The 14,043-nt window shown below is 65.3% G+C and carries 15 protein-coding genes; 9 read left to right on the top strand and 6 right to left on the bottom strand.

Annotation, left to right across the window (positions count from 1 at the left end):
- Positions 1-5: 5 nt before the first annotated feature.
- From D4Q51_RS06160 to D4Q51_RS06150, 3 genes are all read right to left on the bottom strand, one after another.
- Positions 6-1,580, bottom strand: coding sequence for a type II and III secretion system protein family protein (locus tag D4Q51_RS06160; protein WP_120077038.1), 1,575 nt, complete (start codon positions 1,578-1,580; stop codon positions 6-8).
- A 65-nt stretch (positions 1,581-1,645) separates the two neighbouring features.
- Entirely contained in the window at positions 1,646-2,761 is a 1,116-nt protein-coding gene (gene cpaB / locus D4Q51_RS06155) for a Flp pilus assembly protein CpaB (RefSeq protein ID WP_120076882.1), read from the bottom strand.
- A gap of 75 nt (positions 2,762-2,836) precedes the next feature.
- Positions 2,837-3,337, bottom strand: a complete 501-nt coding sequence (locus D4Q51_RS06150; protein WP_120076881.1) for an A24 family peptidase — start codon at positions 3,335-3,337, stop codon at positions 2,837-2,839.
- Between the two features lie 150 nt (positions 3,338-3,487).
- Here D4Q51_RS06150 and D4Q51_RS06145 point away from each other — a divergent pair, with 150 nt between their 5' ends.
- The 3 genes from D4Q51_RS06145 (at position 3,488) to D4Q51_RS06135 (ending at position 5,761) form a co-directional block, all read left to right on the top strand.
- Entirely contained in the window at positions 3,488-4,396 is a 909-nt protein-coding gene (locus D4Q51_RS06145) for an alpha/beta fold hydrolase (protein ID WP_120076880.1), read from the top strand.
- A gap of 8 nt (positions 4,397-4,404) precedes the next feature.
- Positions 4,405-5,505, top strand: coding sequence for an NAD(P)/FAD-dependent oxidoreductase (locus D4Q51_RS06140; RefSeq protein WP_120076879.1), 1,101 nt, complete (start codon positions 4,405-4,407; stop codon positions 5,503-5,505).
- 79 nt (positions 5,506-5,584) lie between these two features.
- Positions 5,585-5,761, top strand: a complete 177-nt coding sequence (locus tag D4Q51_RS06135) for a YegP family protein (protein ID WP_120076878.1) — start codon at positions 5,585-5,587, stop codon at positions 5,759-5,761.
- A gap of 3 nt (positions 5,762-5,764) precedes the next feature.
- On the opposite strand, the gene rnhA is transcribed toward D4Q51_RS06135, so the two are convergent.
- The 3 genes from rnhA to ispH are packed head-to-tail and all read right to left on the bottom strand — an operon-like array spanning position 5,765 to position 8,156.
- On the bottom strand, positions 5,765-6,199 hold the full coding sequence (gene rnhA / locus D4Q51_RS06130; protein ID WP_120076877.1) for a ribonuclease HI: 435 nt from the start codon (positions 6,197-6,199) through the stop codon (positions 5,765-5,767).
- Positions 6,196-7,170, bottom strand: a complete 975-nt coding sequence (thrB, locus tag D4Q51_RS06125) for a homoserine kinase (RefSeq protein ID WP_120076876.1) — start codon at positions 7,168-7,170, stop codon at positions 6,196-6,198. Before thrB ends, rnhA begins: the two co-directional genes overlap by 4 nt.
- 11 nt (positions 7,171-7,181) lie before the next feature.
- Positions 7,182-8,156, bottom strand: a complete 975-nt coding sequence (ispH, locus tag D4Q51_RS06120; RefSeq protein ID WP_120077037.1) for a 4-hydroxy-3-methylbut-2-enyl diphosphate reductase — start codon at positions 8,154-8,156, stop codon at positions 7,182-7,184.
- An 89-nt stretch (positions 8,157-8,245) separates the two neighbouring features.
- Between ispH and D4Q51_RS06115 the strand changes: the two genes are divergently transcribed.
- The 6 genes from D4Q51_RS06115 (at position 8,246) to scpB (ending at position 14,000) form a co-directional block, all read left to right on the top strand.
- Positions 8,246-8,896, top strand: coding sequence for a hypothetical protein (locus D4Q51_RS06115; RefSeq protein ID WP_120076875.1), 651 nt, complete (start codon positions 8,246-8,248; stop codon positions 8,894-8,896).
- 45 nt (positions 8,897-8,941) lie between these two features.
- Positions 8,942-10,687: an arginine--tRNA ligase gene (argS, locus tag D4Q51_RS06110; RefSeq protein WP_120076874.1), complete on the top strand. Its 1,746-nt coding sequence runs from the start codon at positions 8,942-8,944 to the stop codon at positions 10,685-10,687.
- Positions 10,688-10,690: 3 nt separating this feature from the next.
- Positions 10,691-11,395: an SPOR domain-containing protein gene (locus D4Q51_RS06105; RefSeq protein ID WP_120076873.1), complete on the top strand. Its 705-nt coding sequence runs from the start codon at positions 10,691-10,693 to the stop codon at positions 11,393-11,395.
- An 85-nt stretch (positions 11,396-11,480) separates the two neighbouring features.
- Positions 11,481-12,500, top strand: a complete 1,020-nt coding sequence (nagZ, locus tag D4Q51_RS06100) for a beta-N-acetylhexosaminidase (RefSeq protein WP_120076872.1) — start codon at positions 11,481-11,483, stop codon at positions 12,498-12,500.
- A 5-nt stretch (positions 12,501-12,505) separates the two neighbouring features.
- Complete coding sequence (locus D4Q51_RS06095; protein WP_120077036.1) at positions 12,506-13,324, top strand: segregation and condensation protein A; 819 nt, start codon at positions 12,506-12,508, stop codon at positions 13,322-13,324.
- On the top strand, positions 13,317-14,000 hold the full coding sequence (scpB, locus tag D4Q51_RS06090) for an SMC-Scp complex subunit ScpB (RefSeq protein WP_120076871.1): 684 nt from the start codon (positions 13,317-13,319) through the stop codon (positions 13,998-14,000). The genes D4Q51_RS06095 and scpB overlap by 8 nt, the downstream gene beginning before the upstream one ends.
- The last annotated feature ends 43 nt before the right edge of the window (positions 14,001-14,043 follow it).

The following is a 14,043-nucleotide window of genomic DNA, read 5'->3' as shown; positions in this document are numbered from 1 at the left end:
GGCGATCACTCTCCGTTGGCGATGCTGAAGCCGGGCGTGGCGCGCGCGGCGGTGCGGGTGGAGGCGCCAGCGGGGCTTTCGCCCGCGGCAAGCGCTGTGCCGTTCTGTTCGGTCACGCTCACTTCGGGGCCGGCAGGTGCCGGGTTGGCGGCGCGCGGCATCGGTCGCTGGCCGCCATTCTCACCGTCGGTTTCCTGCCCGAACAGGAACTGCGAGGCAGCGTTCGGCAAGTTGAAACCGTCGGTAGGCAGGCTGATGTCGCGGTCGTCGACCGGCTCCACCAGATAAGGCGTGATCACGATCACCAGTTCGGTTTCGCCGCGACGGAAATCCGTCGAACGGAACAGGTTGCCGAGGATCGGGATGTCACCCACGCCCGGTGCCTGGTCGATGGTGTGCTGTGCGTTATTGGACAGCAGGCCGGCGATCATGATGCTCTCGCCAGAGCCCAGCTCCACCGAGGTTTCCGCGCGGCGGATGGTGAGGGCGGGGATCTGGAAGCCGTTCAGAGTGACGGCACCCTGGCTGGAAAGTTCGGAGACTTCGGGGCGCACGCGCAGGGCGATGCGACCATTGGCAAGCACCGTGGGCGTGTAGGCCAGGCTGACGCCGAAGCGCTTGTATTCCACCGTGGTGGTGCCCAGGCCCTGCGACAGCGGGATGGGGAATTCGCCACCCGCCAGGAACTCTGCCGTTTCGCCGGAAAGCGCGGTCAGGTTGGGCTGCGAAAGCGTGGTGACAAGACCGCGCTGTTCGCCGAGGTCCAGAGCGCCGGCAATATCGAGGCCAAGGAACTCGCCGATACCGCCAAGCGTGGTGCCGGGCGAGTTGGGGATGATGTTCGAGCCTTCGATCACCGTGCCGTCCGGCAGGGTGACGGTCGTTTCCGTACCCATGCCGAGCGCGCCCGAACCGGGGACGAACGTTCCGACAGCGGGACGGCCACGGTTCAGGCCGAACAGGAAACCGCCCGTGCCGTCGATCGTGGTCAGGTTGGCGCCGATGTTGCGCGTCAGCGAGCGGCTGACTTCGGCAAAGCGCACGCGCAGATTGACCTGCAGGGGCGTGGCCATCTTCAGGCGCGAGATGACGTTGGCGCCGTCGCCGATGAAGGCACTCACCAGGCGCTCGGCCTCGGCAGCGTCTTCAGGGGCTGCCACGGTGCCGGTCAGCAGCACTGTGTTGGTGCCCATGGTGGCGATGCGGATGTCCGCTTCGGGCATGGCCAGGCCCAGCATCTGGTCGACGCTGTCCAGGTTGGAGCCGACGCGAATGTTGGCGGACCAGATGATATCGCCGGCAGAATTGCTGGCGTAGATCGTGGTCTCGCCGCCCGACAGGCCGAAGACATACAGCTGGCGCTGCGACTTCACCTGCACGTCGGCCACCGCGTCGTTCGACACGAAGATGTCGGCCATGTTGCCGGGAACCGTGATCAGCTGACCGCGGCCGATGGACAGGACGATGTCCTGTGCCGGGCTGACGGCGGTCTGCGCGGTTGCGGTGCCTGCCGGCACGGCGGCCAGCGGTGCAAGGGCGCATGCGGCGCTCAGCACGGTCTTGAAAAGGCGGCTCTTCATCGTCTTGCCTTTCGGTGCGTTTCCAGAGGAAGTCGTGGATTTGCTGTTGATCTTGATCATGGCCATCACCGCAGGGTCGACATGCCGACCGGGGCCACGCGGGCGCCTTCGCCCATCGCGCTGGCCTGACGGTCGAGCAGGGCACCCGCGCCGCGATCGACGGGAGTGACGGTGGTGGCCTTGCCGCGGGTCACGCGGACAGACGGGCCCGAAGGCGTGGCGTTGGCGGAGATTCCAGGCGTCACCTGGACGGGGGCCTGGGCGACGGCGGCAGGAGCGCCGCCGCGGTCTGCACCGCCCTGCGAAGGCACGGAGCTGCGCTGGAAGCGCGACACGTCGCCACCGGTCTGGAAGGTCGTGCCACCTTCGCCCGGACGGGACATGGCAGCGCGCAGGATACGCTCTTCCTCTTCCGGTGTTGCATCGTCGGGCACGGCAATGTCACCCGAGGCAAGAGCACGTTCCAGTTCGGCCTGATTGTCGGCGATGGAGCGCAGCGAGAGGCTGATGGTGCCGATCGTCTGGGCGACGGCAATCTTCTCGGCCAGGCGCGGGGTCACTTCGAGAGTGACGGTGCGGAAGCCGCGAACGACCGTGCGACCGTCTTCGGTGGTGGTCGTCTCGGTCGACTGGTCGGTCGCCAGCACGCGCAGGTTCGTAAGGATCGTTTCGGAAGCCTGCAGGGCCTCGCCGCCATCCCCCGTCACGCGCTGCGTCAGCACCATGTCCACGCGGTCACCCGGGAACACGAAGCCGCCGACACCGGTGCGGGCGGAAACCGGCACGGTCACGGCGCGCATGCCGGGGCCAAGCGCAGCGGCAAGGAAGCCACGGTCGCCCGGCGCGACGAGCGAGCCCTGGGTCACGGGTTCACCCGCGGTAATGGGATGGCGGACCACGGTGCCGAGCAGCGCATCCATGTCGGCTTCGCCGTCGATGAAGTAGGCGTCCTGCACCAGTTCCTGCGGCCACAACTGGTAGGCCACGGCATCGGCCGTAACGATCGTGCCGACTGGCAGGCCACGCTTGGCAACCAGCACTTTCGGGCCGGTCGGTTCAACCTCGGCAGCAGCCTCGGCATCGGGTGCCGCGGCACCGGCGAACATGCTGCGGGCGAGCAGCGCCGTACCGATCGCAACGATCAGCGCCCCTACCAGCAGAATAACTTTCTTCTTGTCCATGGTGCGTCAAGCCCCCTCAGATGGTCCTTGCATTAAGGTTTCCGCCGAATACGGCAGGATTGGTTAAAATCAGGTTCACTGGGCCACGGCGGTCATGGCCGCGGCATTCATTGTCAGGTTGCTGATGGTCCAAAGGCCAGCGGCGGAAATGGCCACGCCATAGGGTACGGCCCAGCGTGTCTTTTCCTTCTTGCGGCGGATCATCACGTTGCGGATGCCTACGACCAGGGTCAGCACGCCGCCCAGCAGCGCCATGATGATCACCAGCTTCAGCAGCACCAGAGGCGTCATCCACAGGGCCAGCGCGGTCAGCAGTTTCACGTCGCCGCCGCCCATCTGGCGCATGGCGAACAGGATGCTGCCGACGGCGAAAACGAGAACGCCCAGCCCGATCTGGATGGCGACGTCGGGCCACAGCGAGAGACCGCTGGCGTACCAGTAGACCGGCGCGCCGAGCGCGATTGCGCCGTTGAGCCAGTTGGCGATGCGGCGGCTCTTGATGTCGGTGAAAGCGGCCCACACCAGCGCGATTGCCAAGGCAGCGAGCAGTGCGTACGTGATCGGATCGTCTAGCATCGAGGCCCCCAATTGTCCTTCGAGCCTTGTGCTAGCGTGCATGGCTTACCAAAAAGTAACCAAAGGCAGGAGGACGGAATTAGCCAAGCAGACACCCTCGTTCCCGCGACTTTCGATCGCAGGGCCATTCCGGCTGACGCGAAGGAGACGATGTGGGTGGCCAAGGATGGCCACCAGATCCGGCTCATCGACTGGAGCGAACCGCCCGCCGGCGTCACCGTGCGCGGCTCCATCCTGTTCATGGCCGGACGCGGCGATGCTTACGAGAAGTACCTGGAAACATTCGAACACTGGCGACAGCAGGGCTGGCGCGTCAGCGCCGCAGACTGGCGCGGACAGGGCGGATCGGGCCGCCTGGGCAATGACGATGCGACCGGCCATATCGACGATTTTGCAGTCTGGATCGCCGATCTGGCCCAACTGTGGGAACACTGGTCCGAAGGGCGGGAAGGTACGCTGGTGCTGGCAGGCCATTCCATGGGCGGCCACCTGACGCTGCGCGCCGTGCAGGAAAATTTGCTGAACCCGCAGCCCGACGCGATGGTGCTTTCCGCCCCCATGCTCGACGTGTTTCCCGAATCCGTGCCCCTGCCGGTAAAACGCTGGCTCTCCAGCGCGATGTCCAGCATCGGCGATGCCAGGCGGCCTGCCTGGAAGATCAGCGAGAAACCCGGCAGCTCGATCGCCAACCGCCAGAAGCTGCTGACACATGACGAGGAACGCTACGACGACGAGCGCTGGTGGCGCGAGCAGCGACCCGAACTGCGCCTGGGCCCCGGCAGCTGGGCCTGGGTGCGCGCGTCCGCCTTCAGCTCGACGGCGATGTTTCGACCCGGTGCCCTTGAATCGGTGACAATCCCCGTATTCATCGTCGCCACCGAAGCAGACCGGCTGGTAAGCCCGGCGGCGATCCGCGCGGCCATGGCGCGCCTTCCCGATGCCGAGGCGCTGATCTTCGGCGAGGAGGCCCGCCACGAAATCCTGCGCGAGGAAGACGGGGTGCGCCTGAAGGCCCTTGCCGCGATCGATGATTTTCTCGGTCGCCGCGTAGCCGATTGAGCAGCCGTATGACCGATACCTTCGATATCGCCGTGATCGGCGCAGGAATGGCAGGCGCGAGCATTGCCGCTGAACTGGCACCCCACGCGCGCGTGGTACTGTGCGAGGCCGAAGACTACCCGGGCTACCACACCACTGGCCGCTCCGCCGCCTTTCGCGAGGAATGCTATGGGGGTCCGGACATCGTGCCCCTGACGCTCGCCTCCGGCGATTACCTGCGCGATGGCGGGTTTCTGACACTGCGTGGCGGGCTCTATCTGGCCCGCGACGGGCAGGACGATGAGCTGGAGGCCTTTCGCAAGCGTTTCGCCGATTCGGGCGTGACGCTGCAACCGCTCGACCGCGCCGCGCTCGAACAACGGCTGCCGGGCGTGCGCGAAGAATGGACGCAGGCGCTGAGCCAGCCCAATTGCGCCGATATCGACGTTGCCGGCCTGCACCAGCACTACCTGTCGCGTGCGAAGGCGACAGGCGCGCAGCTTCGTGCGCGCCACCGCTTGCAAGGCGCGCAGCGGGTGGGCGACCAATGGCGGCTCGATTTCGGCGCGGCGGGAGAGCTTCGCGCGGGCGTGGTGGTGAACGCGTCAGGTGCCTGGGCCGATCAGGTCGCCGCGCTGCTGGGCGCGCGTCAACTCGGCATCCAGCCCCTGCGCCGCACCGTGGCACAGCTGCGTGTCGACCCTGCGCCGCAGCCGGACCTTCCGCTCACGCTCGATATTTCAGGGGACTTCTATTTCCGCCCGGACAACGGCCGTCTGTGGCTCAGCCCGCACGACGAGACGCCGAGCGAACCGTGCGATGCCGCGCCGGAGGAATACGACGTGGCGCTCGCTATTGACCGGTTCCAGCAGGTCGTCGACTGGGAAATCGAGGCAGTGGAGCGCAAGTGGGCGGGGCTGCGCAGTTTCTCGCCAGACAGGCTCCCGGTCTTCGGCTACGATCCCGAAATCGACGGCATGTTCTGGTTCGCAGGGCAGGGAGGCTACGGCATCCAGACCGCGCCGGCTGCGGCCCGCCTCGGTGCGCAACTACTGCTGCGCCACCCGCGTGATGCCATGACGCAAGACCTCGACGAAGCGCTCTACGCCCCGGCACGGCTGCATAGGTAAAAAGGACCCAGTGATCGCCTAGCCATGTCGCTCATCTTTGTTATGGTGGCCCGCGATCAACCAACGGGAGACCAGAAGAATGGCACACCATTTCCAGATTTATAAGGACAAGGCCGGCGAGTTCCGCGTGCGGTTCAAGTACAACGACGAGATCATGTTCTCGACCGAAGGCTACGCATCAAAAGCGAGCGCCAAGAACGCCATCGAATCGATCCAGAAGAACGGCCCCGGCGCGGAAATCGTCGACGAGAGCTGAGTTTCAGCGGACGCTGTCGGCCGCGTCGCTGGCGATGCGGTCGACGCGCTCGTTCTCCGGGTGGCCGTTGTGGCCCTTCACCCATTCCCACGTGATCTTGTGCGGCGCGGCCGCCTCGATCAGGTCATGCCACAAGTCGGCATTGCGCACCGGCTTCTTGCTGGCATTTATCCAGCCGCGCTTCTTCCACCCTTCGATCCACTTGGTCATGCCGTCTATCAGGTAGCGGCTGTCGGTATGCAGCGTCACCTCGCAAGGCTCTATCAAAGCCTTGAGTGCGCGGATTGCCGCCGTCATTTCCATGCGGTTGTTGGTGGTTTCGGGATCGGAGCCTGACAGCTCCTTCTCGTGCCGCCCCATTCGCAGCAAGGCGCCCCAGCCGCCGGGGCCGGGATTGCCCTTGCAGGCCCCGTCGGTGAAGATCTCGACATGCTTCATGCGGCGAAGACCTCGGCTCCGTTGGCGCGATAGAACTCAAGGCGGCGGAAGAAGTCCATCGGGTCCTTCTTCGTCACCAGGGCATCGGCGGGCGTGTCGATCCAGTCCTGCGCGCGGCTGGAGATGAAGCGCAGTGCTGCGCCCTGCGCCAGCACGGGCAGCGCCTCGCGTTCGGCGGGGGACAGGGCGCGCACGCTTTCGTAGCCATCCACCAGCGCCTGCCCCACCTCGGCACGGTAATCGTGCCCGTCGCCGCTGAAACTCCATGCGGCGTGGGTGACGGCAAGGTCGTAGGCCATGGCATCGTTGCAGGCGAAGTAGAAGTCGATCAGCGCGCTGACGGTGTCGCCCAGCATCAGCACGTTGTCCGGAAACAGGTCCGAATGGATGACCGATTGGGGCAAGCCCTGCGGCCAGCCATCGGCAATCTCTTCCGCAACGGGGACGACGCCGGGCAGGGCGGCATCGATCTTCGCCAGCGCATCGCGTCCGCAGTCCGCCAGAACCCGCACCGAGGCGTGCGGATCGAGATTGTTGGCGCGCGTGCCCGGAAAATCCTGCGCCGCCTCGTGCATTTCCGCCAGCACCCGGCCCACGCTGCGGGCCTGCTGCGGAGTGGGATGATCGACGGAGACGCCGGGGAGAAACTCGATCAGCGCCACCGCCTTGCCGTGCAGCATACGGGACGATGCACCGGACCTGTCGTGGATGGTGCGCGGCACCGGGCAGCCGTTCGCCGCCAGGTGATCGAGCAGACCGAGGAAGAACGGCAATTCGGCGATATCGATGCGGCGTTCGTACATCGTGAGGATGAAGCGCTTGCCGTTTTTCTCGCTGCCGGTGGTCTCCACCAGCCAGTTGGAATTGGAAACGCCCTCGGCAATGCCCTTGGCAGACACGAGTTCGCCCACGTCATACTCGGCGACGAGATCGGCAAGCACTTCTGCGGAAAGCTGCGTGTAAACGGCCATGGAAGCCGCCCCTATTCGGTGAGTTGACGGGGCAGTTTGAAGACCATTTTCTCTTCCGCTGTGATGATCTTTTCCTCGTCCACGGCGCGCCATTCGCCCAGCTTTGAAACCACTTCGCGCACCAGCACTTCGGGCGCGCTGGCCCCGGCGGTGATGCCGATGGTGCCCACGCCTTCGAGCCAGGCGGGGTCGATTTCGGTCGCGCGCTGGATCAGGCGCGATGTCGTGCCGAGGCGCTCGGCCACTTCGACGAGGCGCAGCGAATTGGACGAGTTGGGTGCCCCGATCACCAGCACGAGATCGCAGGCTGGCGCCATGGCCTTGACCGATTCCTGCCGGTTGGATGTTGCGTAGCAGATATCCTCGGCCTTGGGCGCGACGATATGGGGATAGCGTTCCTGCAGCGCGGTTACGATCTCTGCCGTGTCATCCACCGAAAGCGTTGTTTGCGTGAGGAAAGAGAGCTTGTCCTGTGATGTGAAAGGCAGCTTCGCCACGTCTTCCACCGTTTCCACCAGTGTCATCTGCCCGGCTGGCACCTGCCCCATGGTGCCGATCACTTCCGGGTGGCCCTCGTGGCCGATGAAGATGATGTGCTTGCCCTTTTCGATCAGGCGTTCGGCCTGCCGGTGGACTTTCGACACCAGCGGGCACGTGGCGTCGACATAAATCATCTTGCGCCGCTGGGCTTCTGCCGGAACCGACTTGGGCACGCCATGGGCGCTGAACACCACCGGCATGTCGTCCGGAACCTCGTCCAGTTCCTCCACGAAAATAGCGCCCTTTTCCTTCAGGCCGTCCACCACGTAGCGGTTGTGCACGATTTCGTGCCGGACATAGACCGGGGCACCGAATTTATCGATTGCGCGCTCGACGATCTCGATAGCGCGGTCGACACCGGCGCAGAAGCCGCGCGGCGCTGCGATCAGCACCTTGAGCGGCGATTTGTCGCCCGAGGGGCGATTTTCCTGAAAGGGGGCGTTCATGACCATGTCTCTAGCTGTTGTCGCCTACCCGCGAAAGGGCTAGGGCCTCGCGAACTGAAATTACTGCCTGCATTGAACAAGGAATGGGAATGAACGCTCGGATCGCAATACTTGCCGCTGTTGCCGGCCTCACGGTGCTGGGCGGTTGCCGGAGTGAAGGCGATATCGTGGTGGAGCAGGGCGTGGGCATTACCGCGCTGCGTTCGGTCTGCCCGGCAGTGGGTGTTCCCGACTATACCGGCGACGTTACCCTGTTCTCGCCCGCCGAGGCACGTACCGCCGATGCCATCGATGTGAGTGCCGCCATCACCAATGTCCGATCCACCTGCGACGACACCGGCGAGCAGGTCTATTCCAGCGCCACGTTCGACGTGATCGCGACCCGCCGCGACACCACCGCACCGCGCACCGTTTCGCTTCCCTACTATTCCACCGTCATGCGCGGCGGGACTTCGGTTGTGGCCAAGCGGATCGGCACGGTAGAGCTGAACTTTGCCGCTGGCGAAGCACGTGCGCAGGGTAGCGGCACTGCGGGCGCGGTGGTGAACCGCGCCGAGGCGACTCTGCCTGCGGACATCCGCGAACGCATCACGCGCCGTCGCCGCGCCGGAGACCAGTCCGCCGCCATCGACCCGCTGACAGAGCCCGATGTGCGCGCCGCCGTCGCCCGCGCCACGTTCGAGCTGCTGGTGGGCTTCCAGCTGACCGAGGAACAGCTGGCCTACAACGCCACCCGGTAAAACCGGTGCTTTGCGCGGCCAGCCAAACAGGCTAACGGCTCGCCCATGTCCGAGAACAAGACCCTCTACGCCGCCTATGCGGAGAAGATCGACGCCGTACTTTCCGCGCTGGAAGCGGAAGGCTCGCTGCCGCCTGAAACCAATCGCGCCAACGTGAGCGTGGAGCCGCCGCGCGATCCCTCGCACGGCGACCTTGCCACCAATGCCGCAATGGTGCTGGCGAAGCAGGCAAAGACGAATCCGCGCGCGCTGGCAGAGAAGATTGTCGAGCACTTGGCGCGCGACCCCTCCATCACCAGCGCCGAGATCGCGGGCCCCGGCTTCATCAATCTGCGCCTGTCGCCCTCCGTATGGCTCGACGAAGTTGCCGCCGTCGCCGCTGCGGGCGACGATTACGGCAAGTCCTCCATGGGCGCTGGCACGCGGGTGAACATCGAGTATGTCTCCGCCAACCCGACCGGCCCCATGCACATGGGCCATTGCCGCGGCGCGGTGGTGGGCGATGCTCTGGCCAGCCTGCTGGAGGCGGCCGGGCACGAGGTGATCCGCGAATACTACGTCAACGATGCAGGCGGACAGGTCGATACGCTCGCCCGTAGCGCGCACCTGCGTTATCGGGAGGCTCTGGGCGAGGATATCGGCGACATTCCCGAGGGCATGTACCCCGGCGAATACCTCGTGCCGGTTGGCAAGGCCGCGGCAGACGAATTCGGCCAGCGGTTCGTGAACGAGCCCGAGCACGAATGGCTGCCGATCTTCCGCGCCTACGCGGTCGAGCGGATGATGGATGTCATCAAGTCCGACCTCGCGCTGCTGGGTATCGAGCACGACGTCTTCTCGTCCGAAGCCGCCTTGCAGGCCGCGCAGAAGCCCGAGGCTGCCGAAGCGTGGATGCGCGAGCACGATCTCGTCTACGACGGCGTGCTGGAAAAGCCCAAGGGCAAGACGGTGGACGACTGGGAGCCGGTTGAGCTGCCGCTGTTCCGCTCGACCAAGTTCGGCGACGACCAGGACCGCCCGATCCGCAAGAGCGACGGCAAGTGGACCTATTTCGGCGCGGACCTCGCCTACCACATGCAGAAGGCCGAAAAGGCCGACGCCCTGATCGATATCTGGGGTGCAGACCATGCTGGCACGGTGAAGCGTATCAAGGCTGCCGTCGCCGCGCTGTCCGAAGGGCAGGGCAAGCCTATCCCCTTCGATGTGAAGCTGGTGCAGATGGTGCAACTGCTACGCGGCGGAGAGCCGGTGAAGATGTCCAAGCGTTCGGGCAACTTCGTCACCATCGCCGACATGGTGGAGGAAGTGGGCAAGGACGTGGTGCGATTCACCATGCTGACCCGCAAGCCCGAAGCCCAGATGGACTTCGACTTTGCCAAGGTGGTGGAAGCCAGCAAGGACAACCCGGTTTTCTATGTGCAGTATGCCCATGCCCGCATCTGCTCGATCCTGCGCAAGGCGAAGGACGAGGGGATCGCGCCGTCGGGTGCCGATCTCTCGCTGCTGGACGAGGACGAGCTGGTCCTCATACGCCAGGCCGCGCAGTTCCCGCGCGAGGTGGAAGCCGCGGCCCGCGCGCGTGAGCCGCACCGGATTGCCTTCTATCTCTATGATCTTGCTGCAGCTTTCCATGCGTTCTGGAACCTCGGCAACGACGATGCGAGAAAGCGCATCATCGTGGCACAGGATCCGGACCTTTCGGCAGCGAGGCTTTTCCTCAGCCAGCAAATCGGGCAAGTCATCCGCAATGGTCTGGGCATTTTGGGTGTCGAGGCAGTTGAGGAGCTTTAGGCAATGAGTCTTCCGGCGGGGGGAAGGGGCGCAAATGGCATCGAGGATGCCGAGTTCGAAACGTACGAGGCCGAAGAGCAGCTTCCACTGCAGGACGACGACGATGCGCTGCCTTGGCTGGAAGACGACGGGGACTACGAGGACGAGGGCGGCTTCGACGCGCGCCTGATCTGGCTTGCGCTGGCGGGCCTGCTGGTTATCGCCGTGATTCTGCTCGGCGCATGGTGGCTACTTCGCGACCGACCCGACGCGGAACTGGTGGCCGATGGCACGACCATCGAGGCGCCCGACAGCCCTTACAAGGAACGCCCCGAGGATCCCGGTGGCCGCGAAGTGGCCGGCACCGGCGACACCGCCTACGCCGTGGCAGAGGGACAGTCCACGCGCGGCATGCTGGCCGAAGATGCACCGTCGCCCGAACCCAGCATCGATATCTCTCAGGACGATGAAGCTGCCGAAGAGGCTGCGCCCAGCGGTGCCGCCTACGTGCAGATCGGCGCGTTCACCAGCCGCGCCGACGCGGAGCAGGCTTGGGTCAGCGCTCGTGGCCGCTACTCCGTTCTCTCGGGCATGCGCAGCCGCATCGTCGAGGCGGAGGTGAACGGCGCGACCGTCTATCGCCTGCAAGCCATTGCGCCCAGTCGCGAGGCCGGCGATGCGACGTGCCGCGCCATCCGCAACGCGGGCGGGGACTGCTATATTCGCTGATTTGGCTTGTTCGGGCGTGTTTTCCCCGGCTGCTGCCCGGCAAATGCTTGCACCCTGGTAATGATTTGGGCCTAATTGCAGCCCTATGACGCCCGCGATTTTCAGCCTGTCCGGCCCCAAGATGACCGAGGACGAGCGCGCCTTCTTCGCAGAAGCGCAGCCCGCGGGTTACATCCTGTTCGGTCGCAACGTGGAGAACCGCGGACAGTTGCGGGCGCTTACCGATTCCCTGCGCGCGCTGCACGGGCGGGACGACCTGCTGATCTCGATCGACCAGGAAGGCGGGCGCGTGTCGCGCATGAAGCCGCCCGAGTGGGACGCCTATCCCGCGCCCGGCGTCTTCGCACAGCTTTACGAGATCGCTCCTGCCAGCGCGATCCAGGCGATCCGTGCAAATTCGCAATTGCTGGCGCTGGATCTTGCCGAGGTTGGCATCACGGTGGACTATCACCCGGTGCTCGATATTCCGGCCGAGGGCGCGCACGACGTGATCGGCGACCGGGCGCTCGGGCGCGATCCCATGCAGGTGGCGGCGCTGGGCCGCGCCACGCTGGATGGACTGAAGCGCGGCGGCGTGATCGGCTGTATCAAGCACATGCCCGGCCACGGCCGCGCCACGGTCGACAGCCACAAGGACCTGCCGGTTGTCGAGGCGAGCGAGGAGGAACTGGCGACGGATATCGCGCCGTTCGCCAAGCTTTCCGACGCGCCCATCGCCATGACTGCGCATATCCGGTTCAGCGCGTGGGATGCCGCCAATCCTGCAACGCAGAGCGAGTTCGTGATCTCGGAGATCATCCGCAAGCGCATCGGCTTCGACGGCCTCTTGCTCTCCGACGATATCGACATGCAGGCGCTGGAGGGCACCATTCCCGAACGCTCCGTACGCGCGGTGGCGGCAGGCTGCGACCTCGTTCTCAACTGCTGGGGCAAGATGGACGACATGGTCGGCTCTGCCGAAGTGTTGCCCGCGATGTCCGATGCCACGCAAGCGCGGCTGGACCGGGCGATGACCGGCGCGGGCAAGATAACGGACGAAACCCCGCGCGAGGAACTGTTGGCGGCGCGCGATGCCTTTCTCGCGCTGGCGGGAGAGCGGGCATGACCGCGATGGACGAAGGCAGCCTGATCGCGGCAGCCGACGCCGTGGATGGCGCCGCCGGTGAATGGCAGGGCATTGCCGCACCCGGCACGACCGATTCCAGCGCGCTCTATATCGAGCTCGATAACTGGGAGGGCCCGCTGGACCTGCTGCTGGACCTTGCCCGGCGGCAGAAGGTCGATCTGAAATCGATCTCCATCCTCGCGCTGGTGGACCAGTACATCGACTATATCGAGCGGGCCGAGGCGCTGAAGCTGGAGATTGCCGCCGATTACCTCGTGATGGCGGCCTGGCTGGCTTACCTCAAGTCCGCAATGCTGCTCCCAAAGGAGGAGCAGGAAGACCCCTCGCCCGAAGAACTGGCGCTGAAGCTGCAACTGCGCATTGCCCGGCTGGGCGCCATGCGGGAGGCAGGCGCGCGGCTGATGGCGCGCGACCGGCTTGGCCGCGACGTGTTCGCCCGCGGTGCGCCCGAGGGCCTGAAGACGCTGCGCAACAACGTGTGGCAGTGCAACTGGTACCAGCTCGTGCATGCCTACGGGCAGGTAAAGCTGCGGACGGAGCCGGTCGTGCACATGGTGGCTAACCGTCCGGTCATGACTCTCGATTCCGCGCTGGACCGGGTCTCGGCCATGCTCGGGGTCTCGCTCGACTGGATGGAACTGCGCACGTTCCTGCCCGCCAATGCCGAGCCGCGCCTGAAGAAGTCCGCGCTGGCCAGCAGCTTCCTCGCCGCGCTGGAACTGGCGAAGCAGGGCAAGGCGGAAATTCGGCAGGAAGAAATATTCGGGCCGTTGCACCTGCGCAGGGTGAAGGCCGATGCCTGACACGCTAGATAACCCGGACGAACTTGCGCGCGCGGTCGAGGCGTGCCTTTTCGCGGCTGAGGAACCCCTGACGCGGGAGCAGATTTCCGCACACCTTGGTGATGCCGAGGTGAAAGACGCACTCGCTGCCTTGCAGGAGCAATATGCGAAACGCGGGATCAATTTGGTGGAGCGGGGCAAGCGCTGGGCATTCCAGACCGCGCCCGACCTTGCCCACATCCTGCGGCGCGAGAAGGACCAGCTACGCCGCCTGAGCCGCGCGGCTACCGAAGTGCTGGCGATCATCGCCTATCACGAACCCGTCAGCCGCGCCGAGATTGAGGCCATTCGCGGCGTGCAGACCAGCGGCGGCACGCTCGACGTGCTGATGGAAGCGGGCTGGGTGCGCGTGGCCGGGCGGCGCGAAGTGCCGGGCCGACCGGTGATCTACGCCACGACTCCCGAATTCCTCGCGCATTTCGGCCTTGAGAGCCGCAAGGACCTTCCCGGTCTTGCCGAACTGAAGGCCTCGGGCCTGCTGGACCCGGTTGACGATGCTTACGAAGACCTGATGGACCAGAGGACCGCAGAAAATACCGAGGTGAATGCGAGTCCCGACAGAGATTCGGGCGAAGATCGCGAGTTGCATGACGGTTCCGTTGCAGATGCGCTGGAAAAGCCCGACGAAAGCGCCTAGACTCGGTCGTGAAGGATGTCGGAGAGTTGTCCGACCCTAACGC

It is taken from the genome of Aurantiacibacter odishensis (genome assembly GCF_003605195.1).
In the GTDB taxonomy this organism is placed as follows: domain Bacteria; phylum Pseudomonadota; class Alphaproteobacteria; order Sphingomonadales; family Sphingomonadaceae; genus Alteraurantiacibacter; species Alteraurantiacibacter odishensis.
This window is presented reverse-complemented; position numbering and strand designations above follow the sequence as displayed.

Excerpts from the sequence above, each read along its gene's own strand:
- ispH (WP_120077037.1), bottom strand. The coding sequence starts at position 8,156 with ATGAACGCCCCCTTTCAGGAAAATCGCCCCTCGGGCGACAAATCGCCG.
- D4Q51_RS06160 (WP_120077038.1), bottom strand. The coding sequence starts at position 1,580 with ATGAAGAGCCGCCTTTTCAAGACCGTGCTGAGCGCCGCATGCGCCCTT.
- D4Q51_RS06115 (WP_120076875.1), top strand. The coding sequence starts at position 8,246 with ATGAACGCTCGGATCGCAATACTTGCCGCTGTTGCCGGCCTCACGGTG.
- nagZ (WP_120076872.1), top strand. The coding sequence starts at position 11,481 with ATGACGCCCGCGATTTTCAGCCTGTCCGGCCCCAAGATGACCGAGGAC.
- argS (WP_120076874.1), top strand. The coding sequence starts at position 8,942 with ATGTCCGAGAACAAGACCCTCTACGCCGCCTATGCGGAGAAGATCGAC.
- thrB (WP_120076876.1), bottom strand. The coding sequence starts at position 7,170 with ATGGCCGTTTACACGCAGCTTTCCGCAGAAGTGCTTGCCGATCTCGTC.
- D4Q51_RS06105 (WP_120076873.1), top strand. The coding sequence starts at position 10,691 with ATGAGTCTTCCGGCGGGGGGAAGGGGCGCAAATGGCATCGAGGATGCC.
- rnhA (WP_120076877.1), bottom strand. The coding sequence starts at position 6,199 with ATGAAGCATGTCGAGATCTTCACCGACGGGGCCTGCAAGGGCAATCCC.
- D4Q51_RS06135 (WP_120076878.1), top strand. The coding sequence starts at position 5,585 with ATGGCACACCATTTCCAGATTTATAAGGACAAGGCCGGCGAGTTCCGC.
- D4Q51_RS06145 (WP_120076880.1), top strand. The coding sequence starts at position 3,488 with ATGTGGGTGGCCAAGGATGGCCACCAGATCCGGCTCATCGACTGGAGC.
- D4Q51_RS06150 (WP_120076881.1), bottom strand. The coding sequence starts at position 3,337 with ATGCTAGACGATCCGATCACGTACGCACTGCTCGCTGCCTTGGCAATC.
- D4Q51_RS06095 (WP_120077036.1), top strand. The coding sequence starts at position 12,506 with ATGGACGAAGGCAGCCTGATCGCGGCAGCCGACGCCGTGGATGGCGCC.
- scpB (WP_120076871.1), top strand. The coding sequence starts at position 13,317 with ATGCCTGACACGCTAGATAACCCGGACGAACTTGCGCGCGCGGTCGAG.
- D4Q51_RS06140 (WP_120076879.1), top strand. The coding sequence starts at position 4,405 with ATGACCGATACCTTCGATATCGCCGTGATCGGCGCAGGAATGGCAGGC.
- cpaB (WP_120076882.1), bottom strand. The coding sequence starts at position 2,761 with ATGGACAAGAAGAAAGTTATTCTGCTGGTAGGGGCGCTGATCGTTGCG.